Source organism: Streptomyces sp. NPDC050164 (assembly GCF_044459945.1).
In the GTDB taxonomy this organism is placed as follows: domain Bacteria; phylum Actinomycetota; class Actinomycetes; order Streptomycetales; family Streptomycetaceae; genus Streptomyces; species Streptomyces coeruleorubidus_A.
Genome location: NZ_JBITJK010000002.1, coordinates 541,210 through 548,202 on the forward strand (window position 1 = coordinate 541,210; position 6,993 = coordinate 548,202).

The following is a 6,993-nucleotide window of genomic DNA, read 5'->3' on the forward strand; positions in this document are numbered from 1 at the left end:
CACCTGGCGTAAGCCAGGTGGGCCTCGTCCTCAGCCCAACAGCTCCCGCACCACCGGCACCACCGCCCGAAACGCCTTCCCCCGATGGCTGATCGCGTTCTTCTCCTGCGGAGTCAACTCCGCGCAGGTCCGCGTCTCCCCCTCCGGCTGGAGGATCGGGTCGTAGCCGAAGCCCCCCGAACCCGCCGGCTCATGGCGCAGTACACCCCGCAGCTGACCCTCGACCACCCGCTCCGTGCCATCCGGCAGGGCCAGCGCCGCCGCGCAGGCGAAGTGCGCGCCGCGATGCTCGTCGGGGATGTCCGAGAGCTGGGCGAGGAGCAGGTCCAGGTTGGCCTTGTCGTCGCCGTGGCGGCCGGACCAGCGGGCGGAGAAGATGCCGGGGGCGCCGTTCAGGACGTCGACGCAGAGGCCGGAGTCGTCGGCGACCGCGGGCAGACCCGTCGCCTGGGCGAGGGCGTGGGCCTTCAGCAACGCGTTCTCGGCGAAGGTGACGCCCGTTTCCTTGACGTCGGGAATGTCCGGATAGGCGTCGGCGCCGACGAGTTCGTGGGGCAGCCCGGCTTCGGCGAGGATCGCCCGGAGCTCGGTGATCTTTCCGGCGTTGCGGGTGGCGAGGATCAAGCGCGTCATGGCCCCAGTATTGCGGCAGCCGCGCCCCGTCAGGGGCGCGGGGAACTGCGCGAGCGACCACGACGGGCCCGCGGTCGATCACCGGCCGTCAGCGTTACGGCGTGCAGACCTTCGTCAGTTCGCCCGCCGCGTCCGTGACCGGGCTGATGTCGGGCGTCTCGTCGCCGTTCTTGATCGCCGTACGGACGTTGCCGACGGCCTGGTTGAGGTCGTCGACTGCCTTGTTGACGTCGGCGTTGTCGGTCTTGTCGCCGATCTTTTCCAGGTTCTTGTCGATGGAGTCGAGGGACTCGTCGAGCTGCGTCGGGTCGTTGGCCGCGTTGTCGACGGCCTGCTGGAGTTCCGTGACGCTGTCGGCGATGGCGTCGGCGGTCTGGACGCAGTCCAGCGCCTTGTCGACGGCGGCGCAGCCGGTGGTGAGTCCGGCGGTCAGCGCGACGGCCGCCAGGGTGGCGGCGACGGCTGCGGTGCGGCGTCGGCGGCTCGCGGCCATGGAACGGTCCCTCTCGTCGGTCGGGCCGGGCGGCCCGTGCGGCTGGCCGGACGCACAGGGATGAGCCGTGCGCCCGTACTCCTTCAGACGCGAGCGCGCTCGGCACGGTTGCCCGTGCCGAGCACTCGTCTTGGCGCGCCCTTTACTTTTCGAGGACGGTATCAAGCGCGGTGCGCTGGTGGGCGGCGAGTTCCGTGCAGCCGGCGACTGCGAGGTCGAGGAGGGCGTTGAGTTCCTCGCGGGCGAAGGGTTCGGCCTCGGCGGTGCCCTGGACCTCGACGAAGCGGCCGTCGCCGGTGCAGACGACGTTCATGTCGGTGTCGGCCTTGACGTCTTCTTCGTAGCAGAGGTCGAGGAGGGGGACGCCGCCGACGATGCCGACGGAGACGGCGCTGACGGTGCCGGTGAGGGGCTGGCGGCCGGCCTTGATGAGCTTCTTGCGCTGGGCCCAGGCGACGGCGTCCGCCAGCGCCACGTAGGCGCCGGTGATGGCCGCCGTGCGGGTGCCGCCGTCGGCCTGGAGGACGTCGCAGTCGAGGACGATGGTGTTCTCGCCGAGTGCCTTGTAGTCGATGACGGCGCGGAGCGAACGGCCGATGAGGCGGCTGATCTCGTGGGTGCGGCCGCCGATGCGGCCCTTGACGGACTCGCGGTCGCCGCGGGTGTTGGTGGAGCGGGGCAGCATGGAGTACTCGGCGGTGACCCAGCCTTCACCGCTGCCCTTGCGCCAGCGCGGGACGCCCTCGGTGACGGAGGCGGTGCAGAAGACCTTGGTGTCGCCGAAGGAGACGAGGACGGAGCCTTCGGCGTGCTTGCTCCAGCCGCGTTCGATGGTGATCGGGCGGAGTTGCTGGGGGGTGCGGCCGTCGATTCGAGACATGCCGCTGAGCCTATCCGTACATGCGGAAGGGGCCCCTCCCGCGGTGGGAAGGGGCCCTCATCGGTGACCTCTGGGGTCTGGTGACCTCGGGGATCTGTCAGGGGGTGAAGCCCGGGACGATCCCCGCGCTTCACATCATGTCTTCGATTTCCGCGGCGATGGGGTCGGCGTCGGTGCCGATGACGACCTGGATGGCGCTGCCCATCTTGACGACGCCGTGGGCGCCGGCGGCCTTCAGGGCGGTCTCGTCGACCTTGGCGGGGTCCACGACCTCGGTCCGCAGGCGGGTGATGCAGCCTTCGACCTCTTCGATGTTGTCGATGCCGCCGAGCCCGGCAACGATCTTCTCAGCCTTGGTGGCCATGTTCGTTCTCCCTGATCCGAACCGCTTTGTCGCAGTAGCCCACAGTTGACCAAACTTTGCGAGCGGTCATGTCGTGCCTGCCGAGGATGGCGTCACGTCAGTGTGCGACCGTCCGTTCGACTGGTCTACACCAGAATCCTGCCTCTCGACAAAGGGACGACGGGCTGGGCCGGACGAACGTCTCCAAGGTGATGGTGGAGACGGGCGGAATTGGCGGGTTCCACTCGTTCGGTCTACCGTGCTACAACTGGTCTACACCATTCACTGGTGAAGGTCGCGCGGTGCCCTTTCGAACCGCGTTCCCCTTTTGAGACGCCGCCGTCCCCCGTCGAGCTCTTCCCTGGGCGGCGCCGTGCCCCATGGAGGAAGTTCATGTCCACAGCCACAGCCGCGCCCGCGAGCCCGAAGAAGGGGTCCGCGGTGATGGCGGTCCTGCAGCGCATCGGCCGCAGCCTCATGCTGCCCGTCGCCGTGCTGCCGGCCGCCGCGCTCCTGGTCCGCCTCGGCAACACCGACATGCTGGGGCGGGAGTCGTTCCCGGAGTTCATCACCAAGATCGCGAGCTTCATGACCGCGGGCGGCAACGCGATCCTCGACAACATGCCGCTGCTGTTCGCCGTGGGCATCGCGATCGGCTTCGCGAAGAAGTCGGACGGCTCGACCGCTCTGGCCGCCGTCGTCGGCTACCTGGTCTTCAAGAACGTACTGGCCACGTTCACCGACCCTAACCTGCCCAAGGTGGCGACGGCCGTCGACGGCAAGGTCGTCATGACGGACGCGCCGGTGGACGCCAAGGTGCTCGGCGGTGTGGTGATGGGCCTCGTCGTCGCACTGCTCTACCAGCGCTTCCACCGCACCAAGCTGCCCGACTGGGCGGGCTTCTTCGGCGGTCGCCGCCTGGTCCCGATCCTCGCCGCCTTCGCGGGCCTGGTCATCGGTATCGTCTTCGGTTGCATCTGGCCGGTCCTCGGCACGGCCCTGCACAACTTCGGCGAGTGGCTGGTGGGCTCCGGAGCCGTCGGCGCGGGCATCTTCGGTGTCGCCAACCGCGCGCTGATCCCGATCGGCATGCACCACCTGCTGAACTCCTTCCCCTGGTTCCAGGCCGGCACCTACGAGGGCAAGAGCGGCGACATCGCCCGGTTCCTGGCGGGCGACCCGAGCGCCGGCCAGTTCATGACCGGCTTCTTCCCCATCATGATGTTCGCCCTGCCGGCCGCCTGCCTGGCGATCGTGCACTGCGCCCGGCCCGAGCGCCGCAAGGTCGTCGGCGGCATGATGATCTCCCTCGCACTGACCTCCTTCGTCACGGGCGTCACCGAGCCGATCGAGTTCACCTTCATGTTCATCGCCCCGGTGCTGTACGCGATCCACGCCGTGCTCACCGGTGTCTCGATGGCGCTGACCTGGGCCCTGGGGATGAAGGACGGCTTCGGCTTCTCGGCCGGCGCGGTGGACTTCTTCCTGAACCTGGGCATCGCGACCAACCCGTGGGGCCTGGCCCTGGTCGGCCTGTGCTTCGCGGCGGTCTACTACGTGGTCTTCCGCTTCGCGATCACCAAGTTCAACCTGCCGACGCCGGGCCGCGAGTCCGACGAGGAACTCGCCGAGCTCCAGAAGGCGGAGGCGAAGTAGCCCGCACACGCTGAAGGCCCCGGAACCGCTTCGGTTCCGGGGCCTCTTCGTACTCGGGGTGCGGACACCCGCTAGATCTCGTACGTCTGCCGCGGTGCCGCGAGGTCCACCGGACCGTCGTACACCGCGCGGGCGTCGTCCAGGTTGACCTGGGGGTCCGTCCACGGCGGGATGTGGGTCAGGACCAGCCGGCGGGCACCCGCTCGGGCGGCCGTCTCGCCCGCCTCGCGGCCGTTGAGGTGCAGGTCGGGGATGCTTTCCTTGCCGTGCGTGAACGCCGCCTCGCACAGGAACAGGTCGGCGTCCCGGGCGAGTTCGTCCAGGGCGGGGCTCACACCGGTGTCGCCGGAGTACGTCAGGACCTTGCCGTCGTGTTCGACGCGGATGCCGTACGCCTCCACGGGGTGGGCCACCCGCTCGGTGTGCACCGTGAACGGGCCGATCTCGAAGGTGGACGGCTTGACCGTGTGGAAGTCGAAGACCTCGCTCATGGAGGAGGCGGAGGGGGTGTCCGCGTAGGCGGTGGTCAGCCGGTGTTCCGTGCCTTCCGGTCCGAAGACGGGGAGCGGATCGCAGCGGCCGCCGTCGTGGCGGTAGTAGCGCGCGACGAAGTAGGCGCACATGTCGATGCAGTGGTCGGCGTGCAGATGGCTGAGGAAGATCGCGTCGAGGTCGTAGAGACCGCAGTGGCGCTGCAACTCGCCCAGGGCACCGTTGCCCATGTCGAGAAGCAGCCGGAAGCCGTCGGCCTCGACGAGGTAGCTCGAGCAGGCCGATTCCGCGGACGGGAACGACCCCGAGCAGCCGACGACGGTGAGCTTCATGAAGCAGAAACCTCCGCTGGCGGGAAAAGTCTGAGAGGGGCGTCGGGGGTCGTGCGGTGCGTCGAGCGTAAGGCGCAAAACCTCCGGTAGCTCCTCCGCCAAGGGCTGTTGTGGGCGAACTCACCTGAGCGGTGCTGCCATCTGGACTACCTGGCGTTCATCTGTTCGGCCAAGATCCGAGGGCACATCGAGGGCACATCACGCTGCCTCCGACAGGAACTCCTCGACCGCGTCGCGGGTGTCCTCGTCCGGGAACAGGTGCGCGTAGATCGCCATCGCCACGGCCACCGTGTCACCCAGTCTCGTTGCGACGGTCTTCGGCCCCTTTCCGTGCTTGATCAGGACGCTTGCGTACGTGTGCCTCAGGCCATGCAGACGAGTGCCCGTCGGGAGCCCGGCCGCCTTGACCGCCGGACGCCACACGTTGTCGGCGAAGTGGTCCGCGTTGACGGGGCCAGCGAACACGAAGTCGTCCGGGCCGGCCGGGTACGCCTTCAGGTGGGCGGCCAGGGCATCGATGACGCTCTGCGGTACAGGCACCGTCCTATAGGAACGCTTCGTCTTGGGCGGGCATACGACCACGCCGGGATACGCCCGCTGAACCTGCTGCTCGACCTTCACCGTACGACGAAGGAAGTCGATGTGCCTGACCTGGAGGCCGAAGAGTTCTCCCGCTCGCAGCCCGCTTCCGAGGCGGTCATGACTACCCCCGAAGAGTTCATGGACGGCTCCGCCGACGACGTCGAGCACCACGTGGGCCGGCTTCTCCGCTACGTCGAGCAGGCGGTCGCCGAGGAGACCGATACCGTCAGGACGGCACCTGACAACGGAACGGGCAACAAGACGCTCAACGACGCGACGTACAGCCTCGCCATCCTCGGCGCTGCCGTCTCGCAGCTCGACCCACACCTGCTCAACCGGGAACGGGTCCGCGAGGTGATGCGCGACGCCATCTCCGGGTGGATGTTCCGCACCAGCACCGAACGGGATCAGTGGACCACGATCGACGGCGCAGTCGATGCTGGCTGGGCCAAGCCAAGGGATCTCGACAAGATCCTCGGCACAGTGCTGTCGCCGGGCAAGATCCCGCAGCAGCGGAAGGAGGCCGCCGCAGCGCCGCGGCCGATAGAACAGTTCACCCTCGACGCCTGCCACAAGGTGTTCAGGAACTGGCTCGGCACCGAGTACGACCTCGACGCTCTCAACGCAGTGCTCGCGGCGGCGGCCGTGGAACGCCTCGACGGCGACCCGCTGTGGCTGCTGGTGCTGTCCGGCCCCGGCCATACGAAGACCGAGACGGTGGCGCCGTTGCAGGGTGCAGGGGCTCTGGTCGTGTCGGCGATTGCCTCCCAGGGCGCGCTGCTGTCCGCCACCGGCAAGAAGGACCGCGCCCAGGACGCGACTGGTGGCCTGCTCCGACAACTCGGAAACCGGGGCACCCTGGTGATCAAGGATGTGGCGACGATCCTGTCGATGAACCGCGACGCGCGCGCCGAAGTGCTCGCCGCGCTCCGGGAGATCTACGACGGGCACTGGGTACGCGACGTGGGCACCGACGGCGGACGACGCCTGGAGTGGACGGGGCGGATTTGCGTGGTCGGTGCGGTCACCTCAGCGTGGGACCGGGCACACGCTGTCATCTCCACCATGGGCGACCGCTTCGTGTTGATCCGCACCGCCTCCACTGAGCACCGCCGTGCCATCGGCCGCCGCGCCATCGGCAACACCGGCAACGAGGTGAAGATGCGCGCCGAGCTGGCTGCTGCCGTGGGCGGAGTCCTGGCCGGCGTCGACGCGGAGTCCGGCATCACGGTGACGGACGACGAGACGGAACGGCTCCTCGCCGCCGCCGACGTGGTGACGCTGGCCCGCACCGGGGTCGAGCACGACTACCAGGGGCGCGTCATCGACGCCGACATGCCGGAGGCACCGACCCGGTTCGCGAAGCAGCTCGCGCAGGTGGTGCGCGGGGGTGTCGCCGTCGGCATGGACCGCGAGGCCGCCATGCAGCTGGCCATCCGGTGCGCCAGGGACTCTGTGCCGCCGCTGCGCCTGGCGATCCTTCGTGACCTAGGGCGTGTTTTTGAACTGAGCTCCTGAACACGCCTCAGGCCGTGATGATCTCGGTGTGGGGCGTGGGGACCTTTCGGACGATCAGTGGTTG

Annotated in this window: 8 protein-coding genes; 2 read left to right on the top strand and 6 right to left on the bottom strand. The window is 68.7% G+C overall.

Annotated elements, in window-relative coordinates; genetic code table 11:
* Nucleotides 1-30: 30 nt before the first annotated feature.
* The 4 genes from rdgB to ACIBNA_RS05310 all read right to left on the bottom strand — a co-directional run bounded on the left by rdgB (nt 31) and on the right by ACIBNA_RS05310 (nt 2,370).
* On the bottom strand, nt 31-633 hold the full coding sequence (gene rdgB, locus ACIBNA_RS05295) for an RdgB/HAM1 family non-canonical purine NTP pyrophosphatase (protein WP_399163906.1): 603 nt from the start codon (nt 631-633) through the stop codon (nt 31-33).
* A gap of 94 nt (nt 634-727) precedes the next feature.
* On the bottom strand, nt 728-1,126 hold the full coding sequence (locus ACIBNA_RS05300; RefSeq protein ID WP_399163907.1) for a hypothetical protein: 399 nt from the start codon (nt 1,124-1,126) through the stop codon (nt 728-730).
* Nucleotides 1,127-1,268: 142 nt separating this feature from the next.
* Nucleotides 1,269-2,006, bottom strand: a complete 738-nt coding sequence (rph, locus tag ACIBNA_RS05305) for a ribonuclease PH (RefSeq protein ID WP_351406611.1) — start codon at nt 2,004-2,006, stop codon at nt 1,269-1,271.
* Nucleotides 2,007-2,136: 130 nt separating this feature from the next.
* The gene (locus ACIBNA_RS05310; protein WP_010039992.1) at nt 2,137-2,370 is read right to left on the bottom strand and encodes a glucose PTS transporter subunit EIIB; all 234 of its coding nucleotides are present in this window, start codon (nt 2,368-2,370) and stop codon (nt 2,137-2,139) included.
* 372 nt (nt 2,371-2,742) lie between these two features.
* Here ACIBNA_RS05310 and ACIBNA_RS05315 point away from each other — a divergent pair, with 372 nt between their 5' ends.
* The gene (locus ACIBNA_RS05315; RefSeq protein WP_399163908.1) at nt 2,743-4,005 is read left to right on the top strand and encodes a PTS transporter subunit EIIC; all 1,263 of its coding nucleotides are present in this window, start codon (nt 2,743-2,745) and stop codon (nt 4,003-4,005) included.
* Between the two features lie 71 nt (nt 4,006-4,076).
* On the opposite strand, the gene ACIBNA_RS05320 is transcribed toward ACIBNA_RS05315, so the two are convergent.
* Entirely contained in the window at nt 4,077-4,829 is a 753-nt protein-coding gene (locus ACIBNA_RS05320) for an MBL fold metallo-hydrolase (RefSeq protein WP_399163909.1), read from the bottom strand.
* Between the two features lie 198 nt (nt 4,830-5,027).
* On the bottom strand, nt 5,028-6,113 hold the full coding sequence (locus tag ACIBNA_RS05325; protein ID WP_399163910.1) for a site-specific integrase: 1,086 nt from the start codon (nt 6,111-6,113) through the stop codon (nt 5,028-5,030).
* Between ACIBNA_RS05325 and ACIBNA_RS05330 the strand changes: the two genes are divergently transcribed.
* Nucleotides 6,093-6,929, top strand: a complete 837-nt coding sequence (locus ACIBNA_RS05330) for a hypothetical protein (RefSeq protein WP_399163911.1) — start codon at nt 6,093-6,095, stop codon at nt 6,927-6,929. The genes ACIBNA_RS05325 and ACIBNA_RS05330 overlap by 21 nt on opposite strands.
* Nucleotides 6,930-6,993: the final 64 nt, after the last annotated feature.

What these genes read in the sequence shown, in the direction of transcription:
- rdgB (WP_399163906.1), bottom strand. Translation starts at nt 633, where the DNA reads ATGACGCGCTTGATCCTCGCCACCCGCAACGCCGGAAAGATCACCGAG.
- rph (WP_351406611.1), bottom strand. Translation starts at nt 2,006, where the DNA reads ATGTCTCGAATCGACGGCCGCACCCCCCAGCAACTCCGCCCGATCACC.
- ACIBNA_RS05310 (WP_010039992.1), bottom strand. Translation starts at nt 2,370, where the DNA reads ATGGCCACCAAGGCTGAGAAGATCGTTGCCGGGCTCGGCGGCATCGAC.
- ACIBNA_RS05325 (WP_399163910.1), bottom strand. Translation starts at nt 6,113, where the DNA reads ATGGCCGGGGCCGGACAGCACCAGCAGCCACAGCGGGTCGCCGTCGAG.
- ACIBNA_RS05320 (WP_399163909.1), bottom strand. Translation starts at nt 4,829, where the DNA reads ATGAAGCTCACCGTCGTCGGCTGCTCGGGGTCGTTCCCGTCCGCGGAA.
- ACIBNA_RS05300 (WP_399163907.1), bottom strand. Translation starts at nt 1,126, where the DNA reads ATGGCCGCGAGCCGCCGACGCCGCACCGCAGCCGTCGCCGCCACCCTG.
- ACIBNA_RS05315 (WP_399163908.1), top strand. Translation starts at nt 2,743, where the DNA reads ATGTCCACAGCCACAGCCGCGCCCGCGAGCCCGAAGAAGGGGTCCGCG.